Origin of the sequence: Rhodohalobacter sulfatireducens, assembly GCF_022012475.1 — a bacterium.
Lineage (GTDB): Bacteria > Bacteroidota > Rhodothermia > Balneolales > Balneolaceae > Rhodohalobacter > Rhodohalobacter sulfatireducens.
The window spans coordinates 1-19,920 of the sequence record NZ_JAKLWS010000010.1 but is presented as its reverse complement, the minus strand read 5'-3'; the positions used below and the strand labels follow the sequence as shown (position 1 = coordinate 19,920).

The window sequence follows — 19,920 nt, the reverse complement described above, 5'->3', positions numbered from 1 at the left end:
ATAACCAGCTGCAAAGCAAGATTCGTAAAGTCTTCGTATAAATCCCTCTCCCAAAAAGATTAATTGACAGGGATACCATTGTTTGAATCAAGTTCTTTGAGATATCCACGTAGTTTTTCGAGGTTACCACCATGTTTTTGATACATAAAACGGCTTGCTATAACATAAGAAAGTACTGCTGCGGCGGAAACGATAAGCACCAGGTAAAAAAGGCGGATATCGGATACAAGGCCGTCGTTGAAAAGCCATTTATAGGCGATAAACCCAGAAAATACCGGTACAAATATCGCATCCGAATAGATGCCCAGTGAGATAATATTGCGCAGAATAGTGACGCTTTCACTCAGCATCTTTTTTAGGGGTTTTGAAGATTGCTCAAATTGTTTAACCCGGTTGTAACTCAATAGATTGGCTACAGCTGTAACACACAAGATAAGCCCCATCAGAAAAAGGATAACCCCCGTCTCCATAACACTCAGGAATGGCGCAACTGAAAGGGGCTCTTTTATAACTCCAAAAAAGTAAAAAGCGGCAAGTATCAAAGCACCCGTTCCGATGATACCCGCTGTTCCGGATTTGAACTGCATGGAGCGTTTTATTTTAGCAAAGGTCATCTGTGATTTTGACTTCATAAGTGATTGGATTTTTTCCTGTTCTATTTGATTGTTTTGAAAATGCTCTTCACTCTCTTTTTTCCAGATTGTTTTCATTGTTTCAAGTTCCATAGTATTATTCCTCCACTATCTGTTTGAGTTTCCTTCTGATGCGGGTCATTTTGACTCTTACATAATTTTGGCTGATTCCGATGATCTTTGCGATCTCTTCATTTCCTTTTTCTTCCAGGTATAACATTACAATAGCTTTTTCTACCTCGTTTAACTTCTCAATAGCAGCATACATTTGTTGTTTTTCTCTGTTCGGTAAGCCTTCTTTCCCGGAGCTTTTCATGGTATCAAAGGTGGTCGGAAGCATTACCTGCTCCATGTTTTTTGCTGTTTTCCGTAATCGCTGAAAAGCTAAATTCAGGCTTACCCGGTACATCCATGTTGTAAAAGTTGAGTCTCCCCGAAAGGAGGGATAGGATTTCCACAGGTTGATAAGAATCTCCTGGAAGAGATCTTTTTTGTCCTCTTCATTATCACAGTACATACCGCATACTTTATGTATAATGGCTTGATGGTCCATTACCTGGTCTAAAAATTGTTGTTCAAGATTTTCGTTTTTCAACGGTTAGCCTGCATAAATGAAAATTGCCTGTTTTATACTGTTAGTTACAAATCAACTATCAGAATTACATATTCCGTGATAATTTTTTTCAATAGGAGAAAATTAATCAATCAGATGGAACCGTATGAGGTTTTAACGGAGTTTGCAGAGCTTTTTAGGGTAAGAAAAAATATTTTCTTTCTTGGTGCTGTAGTTCCGCGCTTGTTCATCCGGATTCAGGATACACAATATGTTCTGTAGCCGTCCTGTAAATAGAGGGATCGCCTGGCTAACCTCTGTTCGTTGAGCTTCATTATCTGCTTGGTGTCCCATAGTGCCTGAGCGAGCCACCGTTGAATACTACTTGCACCGCAAGGGACGCCTTTGGCGTAATAGACATGCACAGGAAGGGTATCAGAACTATTTAGGCGAGAAAGGACAGTTTTGATCAGGAGTGCATCCGGTTGACATTGGAGGGCATAAATAGGTTATAAGTCAACTAACACATAAGGATGGATACAGCTTCTGCGTCGTTATTCATCCATTTCAACAACAATCTTTCCCAAATGCTTGCCTTCCCCGAAATATTGAATTAACTCAGGGATTTTATCAAATGGGTGGGGGCCATCAATAACAGGTTTCATTTGTCCCTTCTCTGCAAGTTTAGAAATCCGGTCCAAACCTTTATTTGGTTCCAGGATGAGAACACTCAGCTTTTTACTCGTAAAAAGTGATATGAGCGAGCCCATCAATGCTATTTCAATTAATCTGACCATCGACCCTCCGACTGTGACATAAGTACCATTCTTTTTGAGAGATCGTGCATATTTAAATACGGATCTGTTTGATTTTGCATCAAGGATGAGGTCGTATTTATCTCCGGTAGCGGTAAATTCCGTTTTTTTAAAATCCATTACGCTATCAAACCCCAGTGATTTCATCAAACCGAGTTTTTTGTCACTGTCAACACCGGTTACCTTTACCCCGTAAGATTTCAGGATTTGTATGCCCAAGGTCCCGACACCGCCTCCGGCGCCATTGATGAGGACACTTTGTCCGGATCTCACCTTTCCCTTTTCAACGAGCCCCTGTAGGGCGAGTACCCCGGCATGTGGCAGGGCAGAGGCATCACTGTAACTTATATTGGAGGGCTTTTTGGACAATATTTTTTCCGGAACACAAACGTATTCGGCAAATCCACCGAGACCGCAATCCGACAGATCGCAGTAGATTTCATCACCGATTTCAAAGGAACTCACATTACTGCCCAATGCTTCGATCTTTCCGGAAATATCAACCCCCGGAAACTGAATTTTGGGTTTTCTCAGACCGAAAAACAAACGGATCACAAATGGCTTTCCCCTGACCAATCCCCAATCCCAATCGTTAATAGATGCTGAGTGAACTCTCACCAGCACTTCATTGTGTTTCGGGACCGGTTTAGCCACCTTCCCAATTGTAAGATCGTACGGTGTTCCATACTTCTTTAAAAGTATTGCTTTCATGAGATATTTTTATGAAGAGATCACGAGGGTTGCCCGGAAATTCCACTGTGGCTACCGCGCTTTATGAATAGCAATTAAAGTAGCTTAACTGTTGGTGCATTCAAAGTGACGGTAACGCACTGCGTCATTATGATTTAAAAAAACGCGTATAAATTGATTGTAATTTTCGGTCTTTCATTTCCTTCTTTAGTGCATCGTATCTCTTTGATTTTTTTAAAAACAGGTAGATCAAAAACAGAGGAATTAAGGTAAGAAACCCCCAACTGCTCGCGGTTACACTGAAAATGATGATTCCGATTAAAAACCCAATAAAAAATGCATCAATGCCGGGGGATGGCTTTATTTTTTGTACTTCTTCCAGCAGTTCTTCGTCACTTAATTGAGAAATTTCTTTTTGGTTCATCTGATCTGATTTGTATTAATGATACTGGCGCTAAATTAGATGCAATGTTTTTACAATAAAAGCCAAAGTTGGAATATGTCCAATGCCGTTCTTCTATCCTAACTTCATAAACCAGTTCTATTCACGTTCTAAATAAAACTAACAGGGCAACATGAATAACGCCGATTAAATATCAAATTACTGTCAATATCTTGCGATTTAGAGTTTGGAAGATTGCTCGGTTAATTGATGATAGATTAAGGCAGATGATAGGAATAGAACTACCGGAGTGTAGTAAATTCAAGGCATATAGAGCCTCCTTGCCAATTAAGGAGCAGGCAGCGCAATGTTACTTTGCATAATAATATTCATCTTTATCTCGAAAAGTTGTTATTTATCTTATACTGAAGAAACAGCTGTGGGGCCGGTTACCTTTGCTTCGATTCTATAGAGAGTGGCAAACAGGTCATTCTAATTTTGCCATGATACCCCAACCGTTTGCCTTGTCAATAACTATACAATGAATTTCATTTTTACCTTTATTGAGAGGCAGGTACAATTTGTTGGTATTTATATCCATATGACCCATGTATTGTATTCCTTTAGCCCTGAAAGCGTTGTTACCTTTAAAAATGGGTTCGCCGTTGAGATAAACAATTATCCTGTCACTATAATCAAAGGAGAAAAGTTTTGTTTCCCGTTTATCTGCGTGAATTGTTGTATATGCTATGGTGTAATCTTCCCGGTTCTCCTCAAAATTACCTGATGATGGTTTCTCAAGATATTTGGAAATTGGTAGTAGACCGGAATTTTCTGTTGTAGCGGTCATATAATTTATACTTGAAAAATTATTTATACCAAACTCTTCTTCATTGAAAGGTTTTGCCTGGGAAATTTGCCATTCTGAGATGATATTTGGGTCCATAACACTATTGTCTTCGGTTTGCGAATCAACAGTATTATCACTGTTGGTTACCCGAAAATTTGAAAATCTATTGGTAAACAGAGCAGTTAGGCCGATTGATCCACGACTGTGGTTTGTCTTTAAATGATCAACCGTAAACATTTTTTCGTCATTTACAAACACCTCAGCACTGCTATTTGCCACTTCAATACGAAGAGTATTCCAGCCTGAATCTTTAAAAGAAACCATCGCCTGATGTTCTATGTATAATTGCCAGTTCGTCTCATTATTAAAAATGGGTGTATATTGAACTGCATCGGCCTGGCTGGATTTGTGAAGTCTCATATATACCTCTTCCATGGTCTGATCTTGCTTTCTGAAGATGATGCCGGCAAAACTTCTCTTTGAATTGGCGTATATATCCACCTCAATGGTTCCGTTTGTGAAATTTTGGTTTTTCACAATGGCCTTTCCATTCAGTAGAAGCGTTTCTTTGTTATCAAACCTTTCTAACACGGCTTCCTCGGGCAAGTCCCAATTGGAAGCATTCATATCAATTTTTACGGTTGAGTTTTGAGCAGTGGATAGTTCAGCGACGAATAATACGATTAACAGGTAGAGTAATTTTATCATGATATTTTTGTTTACAAATAATGGTTCGTTTGTTCACAAAAATAAGTTTGGATCAGTATCTCCTTAATATCACTTTATCAATAATTACTATCATTTTGGTAATTATTCCTGTAGGCTGAAGGGCTGATACCCTCTAAATTTTTGAAAAACCTTGTCAGATTATTGGACTCACTAAAATTGAGGGCAAAGGCTATTTCGGCTATTGTTTTATCGGTATATCGAAGTTCCATTTTTACTTCCTGCAGCAATCTGTTGTTAATCATACTTTTGGAAGTGAGGCCGGTATGTGCTTTTACCATTTTGTTTAGTTGTTGGCGGGTAACCCGCAGCAAACGGCAATATTCTTCTACCAGATGAGTGCTGCGAATATTTTTTTCTAACATCTCTTTGAACTTGTAAAGAGTAGAATCCGATTGAGTATCAGGTGAGATATTATAGCGCTTTGAATACAGCCGATTGAGCTTGGCTAAGGAGAAATATAGAAGTGAACGCAAAATGTGGAGACTATCATTTTGATAATTTTTTACCTCGGCGATAATTTCATTTAAGGTTAATTTGATGATATTATAATCTTCATTTTGCAGCTGTAAGTATTGAGGATATTGAGAATTAAAAAAGTATTGCAGCCGGTATGTGAAAAGTTTGTCGTCAAAAAAATCAGATAAAAAGTCATTTTGAAAAACAAGATGAAAACCCTTGACTGTAGCGGGATCGATTTTACAACTTTTTTTTTGAAAGGGAGAGGTGAAGAACAGGCTGTTCGTTGTTACATCCAATTTGTGCCCGTTTAGTTCAATCTGACCGTTTCCGTTTTCAAAAATCATCACTTCAAAAAAGTCAATCGTATGCGGATTAGGATCAAAAAATACGTTTGCATTATCTTCAAATTTGTGCAAATCCATCAATAATTCGAATCCGTACTTCCGATTTTCAAATGTGAATTTTCTCAAATTGTTATTCTTTGTTTTGGGTTCATTAATGTCTAAGAGGCGAGGGGATTATGGATCAATGAACGAATAATGATTTTAAACAGTCACGCCTTGCAACAAACCAGGATGTGGAATTCCTTTTTACTAGGAAAGATTAACTAATAATTAGGAGGCGGGCAAGAATCGGCGAGGTGTGTCAGTGAACTGTGCGAGTTGGGGGCTAATTGGAGTTGATGAAATTTAGAGGCTGGACATTGCGTAGTAGGTTCGATATTTGCAAGGGGTTTTGAATATCCTCAACTTAAGGCTATCACATTTGACCCTGGATGGTTCTCTCTATCTTAATGCCCGAATTGGCAAAAGAAAAAACAGTACAGGAATGCTGCTCGTGCTTTTCAAAAATTCACCGCAATCTGGTAGTAGAACATCTCGTTTTGTGGTTTCTGGATGATCTCTCTTTCAATGAGAACGTCCGTCGCTTCCGTGTAAATCCAGTGGTACCAGAAAATAAAGAACTCTTCAAAGGAGATCTCTTCATCAAAGTTCAGCTCACTGTAGATGGCTTCAAAAGCGGACCGGTTTCTGTTCAGGATATCGAGAAGCGTTGGAAAAAACAGGTCGGGCATGGTTTGGGTGATCAGCTCCGTATCGTGTTCATCAAACACATGGATATTTTTGTCTTCGTAATTGTCCCAGCCGGGGTTCGAAGATGTACGCCGGTTCCCGTACACGGAGATGCCTGTGGAGTCGCTCCAGTGAAGCCCCCGGTTACCATAGATTCCGTACGGTTCGGTGGCGGCGGCCAGATCATCTTCGACAATAGCAAGGTAGTACCGGCTTCCGTTTCGTAACGGACGTTGTTGATTTAAAAACTCTTCTTCCACCCGTTCGATCTGAAAATTGTCGAGAATGACATTGCTCAGATAAAAGAGAGACAATTCGCGGAAGTCATGGTTCTGCGAAATGTGCGATTCATTATGGATCTCCTTTATTTCCGGTAACCATGCGGATATGCTGTCTGAAATTTCATTCGCTACGTTTTGGGCTTTTTCTTCTAATAAATTCCCTCGCTCCAGCGTGATGATCCCGAGGTTTGGTTGATAGTCATCACCCTGCTTTATGAGCAGTTTATTTTCAATAAGAGCATTGATATGCCTCTCCGTTGTCTCCGGACTCCATTCCAATTCATGTTCAATGTCAGAAAGTGGAATATCGTAATGCAGTGCAGTCAGAAATTCAGTAAGACTGTCTGATTTGATATCGATTTTGGGCCCCTCGAACCCGGATATTTGATATACCCTGAACGTGGAGTTAAGAATATCATCTACGGTTCTGTTGGTTTCAGCAGTACAACTTAACAAAAGAATACAAGCAAGAACGGTAGTCAAAGTCTTCATAGAAAGATCATTTTGTTTAATTTTTCTGTTTGCGAAGCTCTTACGTTTAGAGGTTGTTCCGGGTATGCCAGCATCATTTGCATACCTTTGATACTATTCAAATTACGTTGGATTTGTGAGAGTAATATGAATCAGGACTCATTAAAGACAACGCACCAATATCATCTAGCCATAAAGAATGATAGAAATTGCATGCCCGGATCTTGGTTCCTTCAGGGAAGAGAATATGAATAGTACTGCTGGAGAGTACTGCGCTCAAGCTATTTAAATTCTTTTTGTTTAACCCTAAGGGAGTCAACACAAATGCAACCGTTCAAAGCTAAACCGGACTGCACTCTCTTTTTAAACGTGAAGGGATATGCTTTTTACCAACTTTGTAAGGGTTACCCGGTACCAACTGCTTTCTATCCTGAATAGAAAACATATCAATTTGATTGGTTATAAAATTCGTCTACCAACGAACTATTTTCGGGAATAATCTCTCTGAATTGATAACATCAATGTTCAGGGATCATTCTGCTACTTTCTTACCTGTCTAATTACATGTTTTTTTTGAAAAAACAGCCCCGCCATTCAATAAATAGCTTAAGAATGTGTACATTTATAATAAGTATGGATAAAGAGAGCTAAAACTCTAAAATAGAAAAATTATGTGTCTTGGGATCCCGGGAAAAGTAATCCAGATTAGTGAAGAGCAAGACGAGCTGACAATGGGGAGAGTCAGTTTCGGCGGTCTTGTTAAAGAAGTCTGCCTCTCCTATGTACCTGAAGCAAAAATCGGCGATTATGTTATCGTCCATGTTGGATTTGCCCTCAATAAAATTGATGAACAGGAAGCCACTAAGGTATTTGAATACCTGGAGCAGCTGGGAGAAACCGACGAACTCAAGAACGAACCATAGAAAGTAGATTAACGGCGTTACACAGGGAGTTAATATAGGATGACTTATTATGCATGAACTCTCAATTGCAAAAAACATCATTCGAATTGCCGGGGAACATCTCTCTCCGGATGAGCAGGCATTGCTAACGAAGATTCGAGTCCGAATTGGAAAGTTTTCCACGATTGTTCCCGATCTGTTACAATCCGGTTTTGAAGCTGCTGTGGATGGTACTGCAATGGAAAATGCCAAGTTGGAAATAACCGTCATTCCGCTTCGTGTTCAATGCAATAGCTGCGGAGAAGTCAGTGAAATCGAACCCGTTGATTTTACCTGTCCTGTCTGTTGCTCCAATGATGTTGATGTCGTTGAAGGCAATGAGATCATGATCGAGAATCTTGAAATTACTGAACCCATAAACCACTAAGCCATGAGTATCAAAACAATTGAAAGAAAAGTCTTGCAAAAGAATGATGAAGTAGCCAACCAAAACCGATCGTTTTTTGACAAACAGGGAATCTTCGCTCTGAACCTGGTAAGCTCTCCCGGCTCAGGTAAAACCAGTTTACTTGAATGGACGCTCAAAGAACTGGAGGGAAGAGTGAAAACAGCCGTGGTGATCGGTGATGTTCAGACTAGTTTGGATGCCGAACGTTTATCATCATTCGATCTGCCAATTATACAGCTGGTGACCAATGGATCATGCCATTTGGAAGCAGCTTTGGTCAAAGATGCCCTGGCCGATATCAATCCGGAAGAAACCGAACTGCTGTTCATAGAAAATGTTGGTAATCTCGTTTGTCCGTCCAGTTTCGATTTGGGCGAAGAGATGAAAGTCGTCATCTCAAGTACAGTAGAGGGAGACGATAAACCGTTGAAATACCCGGCTATGTTTCGGAATTCAAAGGTTTTAATTATCAATAAAACGGATCTCTTGCCATACACAAATTGTGATCTTGACCAATTGCGGACCAATGCCTTAAAGATCAATCCTGATCTGACCATTTTTGAGACCTCTTGTGTTAGCGGTGAAGGAGTTGATGATTGGTGTAACTGGTTGGAGAAACAGGTGATGGAAAAAACATGGAAAAACGTTTCCGCATAACAATTCGTGGAGCTGTTCAGGGAGTGGGCTTTCGGCCGTTTGTTTATCGGTTGGCTACTCAATTCGGATTGAATGGATGGGTCGTTAACGACCCTGCTGGAGTTACTATTGAAGTGGAGGGAGCTGAACAATTGCTTGATGAAATGCTTGAGACTCTGCAGAACGACAAGCCTGCCCACTCTTATTACCAGTATTTTAATGTAGAGTCGCTGGAAGTTGCAGGATACTCTACCTTTAAAATCAGGGAGAGCAGCGATCAGGGGAGCAAAAAAGCATTGATGCAGCCTGAACTTGCCACTTGCTCGGACTGCCTGGAGGAGATTTTTGATCCCGGTGACCGGCGGTACCTCTACCCGTTCACAAACTGTACGCATTGCGGCCCGCGATATTCCATCATAACCGGGCTGCCCTACGATCGTTCACAGACTACGATGAAGAATTTTATCATGTGTCAGAGATGCCAAAAGGAGTATGAAGATCCGGTAGACAGGCGCTTTCATGCTCAACCTAATGCCTGTCCGGACTGTGGGCCCCATGTTGAATTGTGGAGTAAACAGGGTAAAGTTCTGGCGACACATCACAAAGTGATTGAGACTGCAGCCGAGGAGATCAAACGCGGGAAAATTGTTGCGTTGAAAGGCTTGGGAGGATTTCAACTGCTGACGGATGCAACCAGTGAAGGTGTGGTTTCAAGGCTTCGGCAGCGTAAAAACCGGGAAGAGAAACCGTTCGCTTTAATGGTCTCGTCTTTGATAAAGGCTCGGGAGATCTGTTCGATCTCAGAACAGGAGAAAGAGTTGCTAACCTCTGCCGAGGCTCCCATTGTTATTTTAAATCGGAAGAAATGGGCCAGTGAGTTTATAGCTGATTCTGTGGCTCCGGAGAATCCAACACTTGGAATCATGCTGCCTTATACACCTCTGCACCACATTCTCATGCGATTGGTGAACGGGCCGGTTGTGGCTACAAGTGGGAATTTGAGTGATGAACCGATCTGCATTAATGAAAATGAGGCGATAGAGCGAATGGGAGGGATCGCTGATCTCTATTTGGTGCATAATCGCCCCATCGAGAGGCATGTAGATGATTCGGTCGTGCGAATAATTGCCGGAAAACCAACTTTGCTGCGTCGTGCCAGGGGATATGCCCCCTTTCCCATCAAAGTAGATGCTTCTGATCAGGATCAATCTCAGGAAATACCGACATGCCTGGCGGTGGGAGGTCATCTGAAGAACACAGTAGCTGTTAACCGGGATACCAATCTATTTATGAGTCAGCATATTGGTGACCTTGATACCTACGAGGCGATAAAAGCATATCACAGAGTGATTGAGGATTTGCCGGCATTGTACGATTTGCATCCCGAATGGATCCTGCATGACGATCACCCGGAATATTACTCAACCAAGGATGCACTGAAGCGTACTCTGCCGACGATTGGGGTTCAACATCACTACGCGCACGTTCTTTCATGTATGGCCGAGCACAACCTGGAAGGACCCGTGCTGGGAGTGGCGTGGGATGGTACTGGGTTCGGGACGGATGAAACTATTTGGGGAGGCGAGTTTTTACTCGCAGACATGGGGTCCTGGAAGCGTGTGGCGGCCTTTCGGCCATTTCTTTTACCCGGTGGCGATCAGGCAATCAAAGAGCCGAGGAGATCGGCTATCGGAGTGTTGTATGAAATCTTTGGAGAGCAACTGTTTCAGCAGACAGATTTGCTACCCATTCAGGCTTTTGAAAAACCGGAGCGAGAGATTCTTCAGCGAATGCTGGATCAAAAGATCAATACGCACATCACCACCAGTGCAGGAAGAGTGTTTGATGCCGTTGCTTCCATACTGAATATCAAGCAGAAGATATCCTTTGAGGGCCAGGCAGCCATGGCTTTGGAATATTTGATCTCGCAAACAGAGTCTGCAGATGTTTATCCCTACGAGATCGGCCGGGATGGAGATCTGGATATCATTGACTGGGAGCTTCTCTTCCGTGAAATATTGCAAGATTTGAATCGGCTTAAAGCGTTTGAGATATCAGCGAAGTTCCACAATACGCTTTCCAAAATGATTGTGGATGTAGCCAAACAGGTTGGCCGTGAGAAAGTGGTTTTGTCGGGTGGATGCTTCCAGAATGTTTACCTGGCGGAGAAGACAGTCGACGGATTGAGAAAGGAAGGATTTCAGCCTTACTGGCATCAGAAGATTCCGCCGAACGACGGAGGTATTTCTGCAGGCCAGCTCTTTTATGCATTAAAGAACATCAACAGTTACAAAAAGGAGCAAGCTCTCGATGAAGTACCTGGATGAATATCGTGACCGCGAAGCGGCCGAAAAGTATATCAACCTGGTCAAAAAGATGGTGACCCGGCAATGGACGATTATGGAGATCTGCGGCGGCCAAACCCACGCAATTGTTAAGTACGGTCTGAACCATCTTTTGCCCTATGAAGTCAATTTTGTTCACGGCCCGGGCTGCCCGGTCTGCGTAACGCCCCAGGAGTTGATCGACAAAGCGATTGCAATCGCTGAACAACCCGATGTGATCTTTACCTCGTTCGGAGATATGATGAGAGTTCCCGGCACTCACAAAGACCTCTTGATGGCCAAGTCGGAAGGAGCCGACGTCAGAATGGTTTATTCTCCTCTGGACGCTTTAAAGCTGGCTCGCGGGCATCCCGGGAAAGAGGTTGTTTTTTTTGCAGTTGGATTTGAAACAACGGCACCGGCAAATGCAATGGCTGTCTACCAGGCCTCAAAAACCGGCGTGAAAAACTTCTCCATCCTCTCATCGCACGTGCTGGTACCCCCGGCAATGGAAACGATTCTTTCGTCTCCGGAAAACAGGGTGCAGGGATTCCTGGCTGCCGGCCACGTCTGTACGGTTGTTGGGTACGAAGAGTATTATTCGCTGGCTGAACGATATAAAGTCCCTATTGTGGTTACAGGTTTTGAGCCCCTGGATATCTTACAAGGCACATATATGGTTTTGAAGCAACTTGAAGAGGGCCGTTACGAGGTTGAAAATCAATATGCCAGGGTGGTTCAGTCCCAAGGAAATATTCCGTCGCAGAATATCATCAAGAAAGTATTCCGGGTTACAGACCGCAATTGGCGGGGGGTTGGTGGAATTCCAAAAAGCGGACTTGAGCTCAGGTCGGAGTATGAAGCTCATGATGCAAATAAGAAATTTGAGGTGAATATTGGTGAAGCGGAAAACAGTCCTGAATGTATCGCAGGGGAGATACTTCGAGGGGTCAAAAAACCGATTGACTGCCCGGTATTTGGAACAAAATGTACGCCGGAACATCCGGTGGGAGCTCCCATGGTCTCTTCAGAAGGAGCTTGCGCCGCCTATTACCATTATGGAAATTATCGGCAGAGGAGCTTGCAGAGCGGGACTCCTGGGCAGAAAGAACTTCAAACAGAAAAAAATCTGGGAACAAACCAGTGAACAGAAATTGAGATCAAAAAAAGGTTCAGATGAGTAAGTCAGAAAAAAAAGAAGGAACGGCCTCTTTTCATTGCCCCATACCCATTTCCGACTATAAATCGGTTCTGCTGGCCCACGGTAGCGGCGGGAAATTGACGAACGACCTGATCCGGAAAATGTTTGTGCCTCCCTTCAGAAATGAACAGTTGGAAAACCTGCACGATGGCGCCATCCTGCCCTCGCTGAATGGACGGCAGTTAACGATCTCCACAGACTCCTTTGTTGTAAACCCGATCTTTTTTCCGGGAGGGGATATCGGGTCTCTATCCGTGCACGGCACCGTCAACGATATCGCCATGTGTGGGGCCGAACCGCTCTATCTTTCTGTCGGCCTGATCATTGAAGAGGGTTTTCCGATGGATGATTTATGGACAATTATATTATCCATGGAGAAGGCCGCAAAAGAGGCCGGAGTTCAGGTTGTAACCGGGGATACAAAGGTTGTGGACAGGGGTAAATGCGACAAGATTTTCATTAATACGACGGGTATTGGCGCCGTTTGGCCGGAGATGAAGATCGGCGCTTCAGAAATTCAAGCCGGCGATAAAATTATCGTCAGCGGTGATATCGCGCGTCACGGAATTTCAATTATGTCTGTACGCGAAGGACTGGAATTTGAGACTGTAATTGAAACTGATTCGGCTTCGCTGCATGGCCTGGTGAACGCCATGCGAAAAAAAGGGGAAATTCATGCCCTTCGCGATCCGACAAGGGGCGGTGTTTCCAGCGCGTTAAATGAACTGGCTGAGGCATCCGGTTACGGGATTCAAATAGATGAGGAGAATCTGCCGATTCGTGAACAGGTTCGCGGAGCGTGTGAGCTTCTCGGGCTTGATCCGCTCTACGTAGCCAATGAAGGCAAACTGCTTGCTTTTGTGAATAGTGAAGATGCTGATGCTGTTTTAAACGCAATGAGAGCAGATCCTTTGGGGAAAGAAGCTGCAGTGATTGGTGAGGTTGTAGAAGATCATCCCGGCCTGGTTGTTCTGAACAGCCGGATAGGGGGGAGACGGGTTGTCGATATGATTACCGGAGAGCAGCTCCCCCGAATCTGCTAATCACTCTTCATGATTTGAGGCCGACCTTTAAAGCGCTGCCTGCTGCCTGGTACAGTTCCGGGTACTCTTTGATCAATGTTTCGATTTCCAAAGCTACATTGAGGGCTGCTTTTCTGACCTCCGGGGAAAGGTCTGTGCCATGGCCCAGTTCACCCGCTTCAATTGCATAGATCCATAAATTATTCGGCAGTTGATTCAGCGTCTTTCCCAAAAAGAGCGTCTCGGGAAGACTCAGCGAATGGGTGGATACCGGTGAGAGTTCAGCTTGGATTTCATCATTCAGGGCGTTAAAATATCGGACGGTTCCAACCGGACCGATGCCTCGTGCAGCGTCCACGATGATAACAAGCTCCCTGCCTTTCCAGGCTTCCAGCAGGGAGTAACCATCGGGTTTAATTCTCCTTGTTTCAGCGTCAACGCCCTTATTCTCCAACGCATCAATCACAAAGAAACCCACACCATCGTCGTGCCTGTAAGGATTTCCAATACCGATGATCAATATGTCGGTTTTACTTCCCATAATTCACAATGAAAGTTTAATTCCTGTTCACTTCAAGATTGAGAAAGTGGACGGAACAGGAGATACAGGGATCATAATTTCGGATGATCTGCTCACACTTCCATTGAAGTTTATCGTCTTCCATATCGATATGTTGCTGAACAAAGTCTCTGAGATCACTTTCTATCATAGGCTGGTTTTGAGAGGTGGGCGGAGTGATCTTTCCATTTACGATTTTCCCGTTTTCATCCAGCTCGTAACGGTGATATAAAATGCCCCGGGGCGCCTCTGTACAGCCGTATCCTCGACCCGCTTTTGAGGGCATCTCAACAAAAGGTTGAGCCGGTTTCACATACTCATCGATGATTCGCAACGCCTCTTCACATGAGTAAACCAGTTCAAGGCATCGGACGATAATGCCCTTATGGGGGTTAAAGCATCTTTCCGCAATTCCGGCCTCTTCAGCAGCTTTATGAACAGTTGGGGTTAGTTGATCATAATTCAGGTTATACCTTGCCAACGGACCCACAAGATAAGCTCCACCTCCGATTTTATTTCCGTGCAGTGCAGTGGAGTGCTCAATATGCAGCTCCTCAAAGGTATCCTCAAACTCACTGATGTGGATGTCCACTCCTTTATTTGAAACCAGCCGTCCTTCATTAAACGGGTACTCATCCGGATGCCGGAGAGCTACAAACTCATAATCGGGCTCAAAATTTGGAAAAGGCAATCCGGAAGCAAATTTTACGGCTTCAAGACTGGCTTCTTTGGCCCATTCCAGCCTGTCCACAAGGGCATCCAGATCTTTCTTGTCAGGTGCCTTGTAAAAGCCACCTACTCTCACATTGATCGGGTGGACCGACCTTCCCCCCAAAACATCTAATAGCTCATTGCCGATCTTTTTCAGTTTCAGTGCCATCTTCACCTCTTCAGGAAAATCTTTGGCCATTTGTAGAGCGTCCTGGTAGCCGAGAAAATCGGGGGCATGAAGCATGAATACATGGAGGGCGTGGCTTTCGATCCATTCGCCGCAGTAGAGCAGCCTTCGCAGCTCACGTAATGCGCCGTCAACATTTATTCCCAGGGCATCTTCCATCGCATGGCAGGAACTCATCTGATAAGCAACGGGACAGATACCACAAATTCGTGCCGTTATATCCGGAGCTTCAGAATAGTCGCGCCCCTGAAGCAGTGCTTCAAAATATCGGGGCGGTTCAAAAATATTGAGTTCAACATGCTCTACAATATCTCCGTTGATATCCACCCGCAAGGCTCCTTCACCTTCAACGCGGGCCATGTAATCTACCTTAATTGTTTTCTTGTTCATGGTATGTGCTTTCTTTTCTGAAGGGTTCGGCAAATGCATTAAAAGTGCGATACACTCTCAACAGTTGATCTTCACTATATCCCATCTCTTCCATCTGACGGCTGAGGGATCTTGGGTTTGGAGTTTCTTTAGGGCCGAAGCAGCTGTAGCAACCTCTGTTAAAATAGGGACAGAGTGCCCCACAGCCGGCTTGTGTAACAGGACCCAGGCATGCTTTTCCTTGTGATACCATGACGCACGGAATTCCCCTGCGCTTACACTCCACACAAACGCTGTATGTCGGTATTTGTGGCCGTCGGTCAAAAAGGAATGCGCTCAGAACCTCAACCAGCTGTTCCACGCTGATGGGGCAACCGCGCAATTCAAAATCTACCTCTACATGGTCGGATATGGGAGTTGAGGTTTTTAACGTGGTAATATATTCCGGCGATGCATAGACGATTGAGGTAAACTCATCAACATCTTTAAAATTTCGCAGCGCCTGGATACCACCGGCCGTTGCACAAGCACCGATTGTAATCAGGAACTTCGATTGCTCCCGAATTCCTTTGATTCGCTCCAGTTCGTGAGGCGTGGTTACCGATCCTTCTACTAGCGAGAGATCGTAAGGCCCTTCCACTTCGGCACGGGTAGCTTCCGGGAAATAGGCTATTTGAATGTTATCCGCAATGGTTAGCAGTTGATCTTCACAATTCAGAAGTGTGAGCTGACATCCATCACAGCTTGCAAATTTCCAGACTGCCAGTTTGGGTTTTGTTCCGTCTCTCATACATTACACCTCCTTCAATGACAAATAGGATTTGAGTTTATCGTAGCTGAAAACCGGACCGTCTTTGCATAAAAAGTAGGATCCAAGCTGGCAATGTCCGCAAAATCCGATTCCGCATTTGTGATTTCGCTCCATGGATAAAAAGATGTTCTGTTCAGCAAAATTTCTTTTCAGAAGCTCCACGGCGGTAAAGCGCATCATAATTTCCGGCCCGCAAACAAAGGCTGTTGAGTTGTCGGGGTTGCTTATGATCCTGGGGATCAATTTAGTCACAACACCTACAGGGCCTTTCCAGGTTCTGCCTGCAGCATCAACGGTAACACTTACATCCATATCGAGTCTCGAGCTCCATTCCTCCAGCTCTTTACGATATAATATTTTATCCGGTGATCGAGTCCCGTAGATCAGGGTAATGCTTTCATAATCATCCCGATGGTTTAGGAAGTGGTAGATGATAGGGCGAAGAGGGGCTAATCCGATGCCGCCTGCAATTACAACGACATCCCGTCCCTTTGCTTTCTCAACAGGCCACCCGTTGCCAAATGGCCCGCGGATTCCGAGCAGATCACCCACTTTCAAGTGCTGTTTCCGTTTTGTCACATCCCCCACAACCCTCGTTGTATGATATAAACGGGTGTTGATATCAGGGTCTCCGCAGATGGATATGGGTATTTCCCCTACACCAAATATGTAAATCATATTAAATTGGCCGGGATGGAAGTTAAAAAACCTTCCCTCATCGATAGGAATCAATTCATGGGTGAACGTATCATCCGTTTCCCAGTAAACTTTATCAATTCGGAAACGCCGGGGCTGCATCGACCCCTTCATCAACAGTTGTTCGGTTGTCGCTGTACTATGAGGGTATTCCATATATATCCAATAATTGAAGTCTTGTAGCTTGCAATCTTTGATCGATGATTTGTGAGAACCGTTTTAGCAATTCATAACCAAGGTCATGGTTTTCCTCACATTTCTCACGTAAGCATTTACCATCCAAACCGATGGCTCTGACCCGGTCTTGTGCATGTCCGTCAAAACGCCAATGATAGGGTGGAAATAACCAAGACCATCCCAGTATTTCTCCATCTGAAAGTGTATCGATGGTGATTTTTCCTTTGCCGGGACCCTGAATTTCTAAAGCCACAGAACCTTCTCTGATAATGTAAAACTTATCAGCTTTATCGCCTTCTCGAATGATCATATCATCCTTCTCAAATCTAACATTCGAGGCACACCCGACAATCAAATTCAGACTATCCTCATCCAGATCTCTAAAAAATGGATGCTCCGATAAGATTTTTTCCAGATTTTCCATTGCGGTTGATTTAAGTTATCGTGGTTGATCGACCGTTTCTTCGGGTACGGTAGAACTGTTTCTAATGGCGCTGACTTCCTCTGTAATATCAATTCCTACAGGACACCATGTGATACAACGTCCACATCCAACACACCCCGAAGTATCAAATTGATCGTGCCATGAAGCCAGTTTGTGGGTCATCCACTGGCGGTACCGGGATTTTGTTGAATGGCGAACACTACCTCCATGTATATAGGAGTACTCGAGAGTGAAACAGGAATCCCAAATTCTCCATCGTTCGGCGTTATCTCCTTCGAGATCCGTCTTCTCTTCAACGGTATTGCAGAAACAGGTGGGGCAAACCATCGTACAGTTTGCGCAGCTAAGACATCTTTCCGCAATGTCGTCCCACTGCGGATGCCGGTAGTTGTCAAACATCAGGTCATGAATCCGGTCGGTATTCAAATTTCGGCCCATCGATTGAGCGGCATTCTCAATTCTTCTTTCTGCCTCTTTAATTTCACTCTCTGATGCTGTTTGCGGCGAAAGCGCTTCCAAAACCTCCAAAGCTTTATCCGACCCGATCTCAGTAACAAAAAAGTGGCTTTGTTCTGTAACAATTTCGGTCAGGCAAAGGTCGAATCCCTCTTCACTTTTCGGCCCTGTTCCCATTGAACTGCAGAAACATGTGTTCCCTGCTTCGGTGCAATTTACGGCAACGATAAAACTTTGCTTACGTCGATTGCCGTATACATTGTCCACACAGAAATCATTGATAAAAACCTTGTCGAGAATTTTGATGGCTTTCACATCGCATGGTCGAACTCCGATAAATGCGTAATTGGGTGCATTCCCGGTTTCCTGTACAACATTAAACCCGTTTTCGGATCTACTTGCATTGCACACTCTCACCCTGGCGGGGCTCAGGTAAGTTTTCCAGCTGTATGGACCTACGTTATATCCGAAGTAGGCATCATCATTTCGCTTTTCCAGCCGATAGCTGCCTTTTTCCTGGCTGTCCGTCCATCCGATTGGCAGATCCTCCATGCCCTGGATCTCATCATAAACAATAGCATTTTCCCGAAGAGTGGGCCCGATGGTTTGATAAGAGTGACTCCTTAATATGTTTAGCAACTTCGCAAGATCATCCTTTTGTAAAATGACCACGCTTTCCGGGTTCAGTTTGGCCATATCAACCTCCTGATACATTTATGTTTTTAAGCCTGGATTGTAACTCCTCTAATCTCTTTTCTTAGAACCTCTCATTTATTCTGATTGATCGATCATCAACTGTGATTTCTAACAAACTCCCTTCTATATAATATATACATTTACAATGTGAAGGGAGTTTTAATTCATGCATTTATTTTAAAATAAATCGTGTTTCGGAGAAGAAAAGGGTTTTGAGAAAGATGAAAACCTCTTTCAAGAGCTCTGAAAAACAGGGATAGTTTATCACCATATAAGCGGAGCAGTTTCTATGGCAGATTCACCGAATTAGTGACGCTTGAATGAAATCAATCAAGCGCAGATACCCAAAACAGGCTGCAGCTTTGTAAGTGGAAAATCAACTTGTCATTTCAGGGAACAAGCAGGTATATACCCAAGAGAGTAATCGCAACGCCGGCATAACGAACGACCGGTACACGTTCACTATTCGTAAAGAGTATCCCAAAGCCGATACCCACACCATGCAGGATGATAGTAGCTAAACCGAATCCGAGTGCGTAGGATAATCCGGTGATGGCAGCAGGGATTTCTTCACCGTGAGCATGACCGTGAAAAATTGCAAAAAGGCCGACAATCACGGCGCTGGTACCCAATGGAAAACGGGCAGCTACGGCAATAAGAATTCCAAATAACAGTACAGATATCAGGATGCCCTGCTCAACAAAGGGTACAGCAATACCGGCTATTCCCAATGCAGCCGCAAAGAGCATCACACCGACAAAAGTTAAAGGCACGGCCCAGACAGCCCGGTCCGACATTTGGGATGCCCAAATGCCTACGGCCAACATCGCAAGCAGGTGGTCAAGTCCTCCAAAGGGATGGCCTAATCCGACCAAAAAACCTGAGGTAAATCCCGCACCGGTATGAGCGAGAAGCAGAGAAGGAATTAACATAAGAATGGAAAACAGGAACAGGCTACTCTTTTTGATTCTATATTTCATAGATCCTCGTCTCTTGTTATTGATTTATTGTAACCAATGAACTTCAAACCATACTGTAGTATGGAGATATATTTTAAAACTATTATGAATAAATAGAGAATTTTTTCCAGACAATGGTATAACCAGTTGATTTGGAGGCCATATACAGGTTAGGCATTCCTAAAACTGGAGATCATAATCTTCCTCACTTTCAGAAGTCGAAGAAGATTGATTAACATTAAGTCAATGGATGAGTGTGTTTGCTAAATTCTTGAATTCAAACTTTTTTAATCATCCGATGACTCCCCAAAACTGACGCAAGTGTTAAATCCGGTATTTCAAAGTAAAGATTGGAATTATGCAGAGTTTTATTGCCGGAAAAATCA

At 43.6% G+C, this 19,920-nt stretch carries 20 protein-coding genes; 6 read left to right on the top strand and 14 right to left on the bottom strand.

The window, feature by feature from the left end; translation table 11 throughout:
* Positions 1 to 59: 59 nt before the first annotated feature.
* The 7 genes from L6773_RS09505 to L6773_RS09475 form a co-directional block, all read right to left on the bottom strand.
* Entirely contained in the window at positions 60 to 710 is a 651-nt protein-coding gene (locus L6773_RS09505) for a hypothetical protein (protein WP_237853760.1), read from the bottom strand.
* A gap of 19 nt (positions 711 to 729) precedes the next feature.
* Positions 730 to 1,227 (bottom strand): RNA polymerase sigma factor, encoded by a 498-nt coding sequence (locus L6773_RS09500; RefSeq protein WP_237853758.1) that lies wholly within the window; start codon positions 1,225 to 1,227, stop codon positions 730 to 732.
* A gap of 512 nt (positions 1,228 to 1,739) precedes the next feature.
* On the bottom strand, positions 1,740 to 2,711 hold the full coding sequence (locus L6773_RS09495) for an NAD(P)-dependent alcohol dehydrogenase (protein WP_237853756.1): 972 nt from the start codon (positions 2,709 to 2,711) through the stop codon (positions 1,740 to 1,742).
* A 127-nt stretch (positions 2,712 to 2,838) separates the two neighbouring features.
* On the bottom strand, positions 2,839 to 3,114 hold the full coding sequence (locus L6773_RS09490; RefSeq protein ID WP_237853755.1) for a hypothetical protein: 276 nt from the start codon (positions 3,112 to 3,114) through the stop codon (positions 2,839 to 2,841).
* Positions 3,115 to 3,559: 445 nt separating this feature from the next.
* Positions 3,560 to 4,630: a 3-keto-alpha-glucoside-1,2-lyase-like domain-containing protein gene (locus L6773_RS09485; RefSeq protein ID WP_237853753.1), complete on the bottom strand. Its 1,071-nt coding sequence runs from the start codon at positions 4,628 to 4,630 to the stop codon at positions 3,560 to 3,562.
* 77 nt (positions 4,631 to 4,707) lie between these two features.
* Positions 4,708 to 5,532: an AraC family transcriptional regulator gene (locus L6773_RS09480; RefSeq protein WP_237853751.1), complete on the bottom strand. Its 825-nt coding sequence runs from the start codon at positions 5,530 to 5,532 to the stop codon at positions 4,708 to 4,710.
* A gap of 422 nt (positions 5,533 to 5,954) precedes the next feature.
* Positions 5,955 to 6,956 carry a hypothetical protein gene (locus L6773_RS09475; protein ID WP_237853749.1) on the bottom strand — a complete coding sequence of 334 codons (1,002 nt, stop codon included), beginning with the start codon at positions 6,954 to 6,956 and terminating at the stop codon, positions 5,955 to 5,957.
* 650 nt (positions 6,957 to 7,606) lie between these two features.
* On the opposite strand from L6773_RS09475, the gene L6773_RS09470 reads away from it, so the two are divergent.
* Genes L6773_RS09470 through hypE form a run of 6 tightly spaced genes read left to right on the top strand, consistent with a single transcriptional unit; the run spans position 7,607 to position 13,489 of the window.
* Positions 7,607 to 7,858, top strand: coding sequence for a HypC/HybG/HupF family hydrogenase formation chaperone (locus L6773_RS09470; protein ID WP_237853748.1), 252 nt, complete (start codon positions 7,607 to 7,609; stop codon positions 7,856 to 7,858).
* 49 nt (positions 7,859 to 7,907) lie between these two features.
* Positions 7,908 to 8,264, top strand: coding sequence for a hydrogenase maturation nickel metallochaperone HypA (gene hypA / locus L6773_RS09465; RefSeq protein WP_237853746.1), 357 nt, complete (start codon positions 7,908 to 7,910; stop codon positions 8,262 to 8,264).
* 3 nt (positions 8,265 to 8,267) lie between these two features.
* Positions 8,268 to 8,942, top strand: coding sequence for a hydrogenase nickel incorporation protein HypB (gene hypB / locus L6773_RS09460; protein WP_237853744.1), 675 nt, complete (start codon positions 8,268 to 8,270; stop codon positions 8,940 to 8,942).
* Positions 8,921 to 11,248 (top strand): carbamoyltransferase HypF, encoded by a 2,328-nt coding sequence (hypF, locus tag L6773_RS09455; RefSeq protein ID WP_237853742.1) that lies wholly within the window; start codon positions 8,921 to 8,923, stop codon positions 11,246 to 11,248. The genes hypB and hypF overlap by 22 nt, the downstream gene beginning before the upstream one ends.
* Positions 11,232 to 12,392: a hydrogenase formation protein HypD gene (gene hypD / locus L6773_RS09450; RefSeq protein WP_237853740.1), complete on the top strand. Its 1,161-nt coding sequence runs from the start codon at positions 11,232 to 11,234 to the stop codon at positions 12,390 to 12,392. The genes hypF and hypD overlap by 17 nt, the downstream gene beginning before the upstream one ends.
* 29 nt (positions 12,393 to 12,421) lie before the next feature.
* The gene (gene hypE / locus L6773_RS09445) at positions 12,422 to 13,489 is read left to right on the top strand and encodes a hydrogenase expression/formation protein HypE (protein WP_237853738.1); all 1,068 of its coding nucleotides are present in this window, start codon (positions 12,422 to 12,424) and stop codon (positions 13,487 to 13,489) included.
* A 7-nt stretch (positions 13,490 to 13,496) separates the two neighbouring features.
* Here the strand turns inward: hypE and L6773_RS09440 are convergent, their stop codons facing one another.
* The 7 genes from L6773_RS09440 to L6773_RS09410 all read right to left on the bottom strand — a co-directional run bounded on the left by L6773_RS09440 (position 13,497) and on the right by L6773_RS09410 (position 19,555).
* Complete coding sequence (locus L6773_RS09440; protein WP_237853737.1) at positions 13,497 to 14,009, bottom strand: hydrogenase maturation protease; 513 nt, start codon at positions 14,007 to 14,009, stop codon at positions 13,497 to 13,499.
* Between the two features lie 16 nt (positions 14,010 to 14,025).
* On the bottom strand, positions 14,026 to 15,315 hold the full coding sequence (locus tag L6773_RS09435) for a Ni/Fe hydrogenase subunit alpha (protein ID WP_237853735.1): 1,290 nt from the start codon (positions 15,313 to 15,315) through the stop codon (positions 14,026 to 14,028).
* On the bottom strand, positions 15,296 to 16,084 hold the full coding sequence (locus L6773_RS09430) for an NADH-quinone oxidoreductase subunit B family protein (RefSeq protein ID WP_237853733.1): 789 nt from the start codon (positions 16,082 to 16,084) through the stop codon (positions 15,296 to 15,298). Before L6773_RS09430 ends, L6773_RS09435 begins: the two co-directional genes overlap by 20 nt.
* A gap of 3 nt (positions 16,085 to 16,087) precedes the next feature.
* Complete coding sequence (locus L6773_RS09425; RefSeq protein ID WP_237853730.1) at positions 16,088 to 16,957, bottom strand: FAD/NAD(P)-binding protein; 870 nt, start codon at positions 16,955 to 16,957, stop codon at positions 16,088 to 16,090.
* Positions 16,941 to 17,402 (bottom strand): cyclic nucleotide-binding domain-containing protein, encoded by a 462-nt coding sequence (locus L6773_RS09420; RefSeq protein ID WP_237853728.1) that lies wholly within the window; start codon positions 17,400 to 17,402, stop codon positions 16,941 to 16,943. The genes L6773_RS09425 and L6773_RS09420 overlap by 17 nt, the downstream gene beginning before the upstream one ends.
* A 15-nt stretch (positions 17,403 to 17,417) precedes the next feature.
* Positions 17,418 to 18,593: a 4Fe-4S dicluster domain-containing protein gene (locus L6773_RS09415; protein ID WP_237853726.1), complete on the bottom strand. Its 1,176-nt coding sequence runs from the start codon at positions 18,591 to 18,593 to the stop codon at positions 17,418 to 17,420.
* A 371-nt stretch (positions 18,594 to 18,964) separates the two neighbouring features.
* On the bottom strand, positions 18,965 to 19,555 hold the full coding sequence (locus L6773_RS09410) for a HupE/UreJ family protein (protein WP_237853724.1): 591 nt from the start codon (positions 19,553 to 19,555) through the stop codon (positions 18,965 to 18,967).
* Positions 19,556 to 19,920: the final 365 nt, after the last annotated feature.

Excerpts from the sequence above, each read along its gene's own strand:
- L6773_RS09505 (WP_237853760.1), bottom strand. The coding sequence starts at position 710 with ATGAAAACAATCTGGAAAAAAGAGAGTGAAGAGCATTTTCAAAACAAT.
- L6773_RS09495 (WP_237853756.1), bottom strand. The coding sequence starts at position 2,711 with ATGAAAGCAATACTTTTAAAGAAGTATGGAACACCGTACGATCTTACA.
- L6773_RS09490 (WP_237853755.1), bottom strand. The coding sequence starts at position 3,114 with ATGAACCAAAAAGAAATTTCTCAATTAAGTGACGAAGAACTGCTGGAA.
- L6773_RS09485 (WP_237853753.1), bottom strand. The coding sequence starts at position 4,630 with ATGATAAAATTACTCTACCTGTTAATCGTATTATTCGTCGCTGAACTA.
- L6773_RS09480 (WP_237853751.1), bottom strand. The coding sequence starts at position 5,532 with ATGGATTTGCACAAATTTGAAGATAATGCAAACGTATTTTTTGATCCT.
- L6773_RS09475 (WP_237853749.1), bottom strand. The coding sequence starts at position 6,956 with ATGAAGACTTTGACTACCGTTCTTGCTTGTATTCTTTTGTTAAGTTGT.
- L6773_RS09470 (WP_237853748.1), top strand. The coding sequence starts at position 7,607 with ATGTGTCTTGGGATCCCGGGAAAAGTAATCCAGATTAGTGAAGAGCAA.
- hypA (WP_237853746.1), top strand. The coding sequence starts at position 7,908 with ATGCATGAACTCTCAATTGCAAAAAACATCATTCGAATTGCCGGGGAA.
- hypB (WP_237853744.1), top strand. The coding sequence starts at position 8,268 with ATGAGTATCAAAACAATTGAAAGAAAAGTCTTGCAAAAGAATGATGAA.
- hypF (WP_237853742.1), top strand. The coding sequence starts at position 8,921 with ATGGAAAAACGTTTCCGCATAACAATTCGTGGAGCTGTTCAGGGAGTG.
- hypD (WP_237853740.1), top strand. The coding sequence starts at position 11,232 with ATGAAGTACCTGGATGAATATCGTGACCGCGAAGCGGCCGAAAAGTAT.
- hypE (WP_237853738.1), top strand. The coding sequence starts at position 12,422 with ATGAGTAAGTCAGAAAAAAAAGAAGGAACGGCCTCTTTTCATTGCCCC.
- L6773_RS09440 (WP_237853737.1), bottom strand. The coding sequence starts at position 14,009 with ATGGGAAGTAAAACCGACATATTGATCATCGGTATTGGAAATCCTTAC.
- L6773_RS09435 (WP_237853735.1), bottom strand. The coding sequence starts at position 15,315 with ATGAACAAGAAAACAATTAAGGTAGATTACATGGCCCGCGTTGAAGGT.
- L6773_RS09430 (WP_237853733.1), bottom strand. The coding sequence starts at position 16,084 with ATGAGAGACGGAACAAAACCCAAACTGGCAGTCTGGAAATTTGCAAGC.
- L6773_RS09425 (WP_237853730.1), bottom strand. The coding sequence starts at position 16,957 with ATGGAATACCCTCATAGTACAGCGACAACCGAACAACTGTTGATGAAG.
- L6773_RS09420 (WP_237853728.1), bottom strand. The coding sequence starts at position 17,402 with ATGGAAAATCTGGAAAAAATCTTATCGGAGCATCCATTTTTTAGAGAT.
- L6773_RS09415 (WP_237853726.1), bottom strand. The coding sequence starts at position 18,593 with ATGTATCAGGAGGTTGATATGGCCAAACTGAACCCGGAAAGCGTGGTC.
- L6773_RS09410 (WP_237853724.1), bottom strand. The coding sequence starts at position 19,555 with ATGAAATATAGAATCAAAAAGAGTAGCCTGTTCCTGTTTTCCATTCTT.